The sequence below is a fragment of the Lyngbya sp. CCY1209 genome (assembly GCF_035615495.1).
Taxonomy (GTDB): Bacteria; Cyanobacteriota; Cyanobacteriia; order Cyanobacteriales; family Microcoleaceae; genus Limnospira.
The window spans coordinates 1-1,870 of the sequence record NZ_JAJENU010000031.1; the positions used below are offsets into that span (position 1 = coordinate 1).

Below are 1,870 nucleotides of genomic sequence, written 5' to 3' on the forward strand. Positions count from 1 at the left end.
GCGACTTCAGTCGCCGTTCGCTTTTCATCCGTGCTTTAAAAAGACACGGCTTTCAAGCTCTCGTCCTTTTCTCGTAAAATGCTGTTGTATAGAGGTTCTGCAACCCAGAATCCGGCTTCGTCAATCAACGCATTTAATAAAGGCTTGACCTCGGCAATCAAGCCATTGCCTTTTGCCTCGACTAGGATTCCTAAAATACCCGTGTATCGGAGGTTAAATTTAGCCGCTATGAGACGCCCCCGACGTTCATCAATCAGAACTTGATCGGCTTGAATTTCGACTGCCAGGGCGATCGCCTCAGCTTCTCCGATATCAAGCTCATTGCTCAGTGCTTTGACGAGGGTGCGATCGCCAACAGCCCGGGTTTGAATCCATTCAAAAGTTTGCACTTCGATCGCACCTGCAACCGGAAAATCGGGATCGGTTAATTCTCGATAAACGGCTTCGGGAATCAGAACCGTTTCATAGAGTTGATGAAGAAGATGAAGGCGATCGATTGCGGCGAGGTTGTTGATGGGCGATGTGTCACTGACAACAATCACAATCTGCCCATCTCCCGCAGATTTTCAATATCCTGCTCAAAATCTTCTACCCCGTAATGAACGGGGATACGGCGGCTGGCAAGGAGGTGCTGAAATGCGACCCGGTGCATTCCCGAAAATCGGCTGGCTTGGGCCAGGGTCAGTTTTTCTCGCTGAAAGAGCATGACCGCAATTTCTTGCCGCATTTCAGCCTCGGTCATGCGAGTTGCAGTTAAAATTTCGTCGGGAACAACAACGCTCATGACTCAATACCTCGCGACTTACTCTATTTTATACCTTGGAACTTGTGCATGGGATGTGTGGGGGAAAGTCGGGCTGGAGGGCGCAAGCCTTGCGCCCCTACAAGATAATTTTAAAGTTTGGCAAATCGTTGTCTAAACTGTTCCCCACTTAATCAAAATATAAAGAAACGTTTAGACCGAAACAATTCTTTAAATTCAGGCTGTTCTCGAATTGAGTCAAAATCCGGATCGGTTTTGGCATCTTCCTTCCTTTCAGGATTGAGCTTGATTGCTTGCTTCAAATGCTCGACGGCTGACGATACGTTCCCTTGTAAGGCATAAATTGCAGCTTTGTTGTACCAAGCTGTATCATCATCAGTATTATAACGTAAAGCGCGATCGTAAGAATCGAGAGCTTCTTTATATCGCCCCGAAGCTGTTAAAGAAATTCCTCGATTTACCCAACCTTCATAATCTTTTAAAAATGATTTTGCATATTCCCTCTGAACATAAGCATCCGGATATTGAGGGTTCAAGCTAATCGATTCAGAAAAATCTTTGATGGCTTCTTCATATTTGCCCATCTCCAAATAGACCGAACCCCTGCCATGATAAGCATCCGGATAAATAGAATCAGTCCTGAAGATCGAATTTTCGGAAAAATTCCCAGACAAAATGTTGATATTTATGTCTTGTGCGTAACTGGAATTTGCATTCAGTAGATACAATCCCAAAATAAGAGTCAAGAATAAACCGAAGTTTCGAGTCCATCTTTTAAATATAAATATTTGTTTCATGTCTACCCACAAAAATTAAAAACCTACAATTTTATGATCTCCAAATTTGAAATCGATCTGTTCTACCCGCAAGTCCGGAAATTTAACATGGAAACTTGGGCAGACTTACTCCTACTCAAAATAGCTATTTTTTATATTGTACTTTGGAAATATACTCTCAGTTTTAAATTATCCTTGATTGTCCGGCACGAGTCAACACTTTTTCTGCTCGTCCGAGCAATACGACATGATGAGCAGCCATTCCATCCGCTCAAAGCCCCCAGAATTGGGGGTTTGGGGGCCTGACAATGGGCGCCATAGGGGCAGCCAT

The 1,870-nt window shown here is 44.0% G+C and carries 3 protein-coding genes; all 3 read right to left on the bottom strand.

From position 1 onward, the window contains the following. Positions 1 to 35: 35 nt before the first annotated feature. A complete protein-coding gene (locus LKE08_RS00135; RefSeq protein ID WP_324702170.1) occupies positions 36 to 542 on the bottom strand; it encodes a DUF3368 domain-containing protein in 507 nt (168 codons plus the stop codon). Beyond that, positions 539 to 784: a UPF0175 family protein gene (locus tag LKE08_RS00140; protein ID WP_324702171.1), complete on the bottom strand. Its 246-nt coding sequence runs from the start codon at positions 782 to 784 to the stop codon at positions 539 to 541. Before LKE08_RS00140 ends, LKE08_RS00135 begins: the two co-directional genes overlap by 4 nt. A gap of 152 nt (positions 785 to 936) precedes the next feature. Continuing rightward, positions 937 to 1,560: a tetratricopeptide repeat protein gene (locus tag LKE08_RS00145; RefSeq protein ID WP_324702172.1), complete on the bottom strand. Its 624-nt coding sequence runs from the start codon at positions 1,558 to 1,560 to the stop codon at positions 937 to 939. Between the last annotated feature and the right edge of the window lie 310 nt (positions 1,561 to 1,870).

Coding starts and splice junctions, on each gene's coding strand:
- LKE08_RS00140 (WP_324702171.1), bottom strand. CDS start 784: ATGAGCGTTGTTGTTCCCGACGAAATTTTAACTGCAACTCGCATGACC.
- LKE08_RS00145 (WP_324702172.1), bottom strand. CDS start 1,560: ATGAAACAAATATTTATATTTAAAAGATGGACTCGAAACTTCGGTTTA.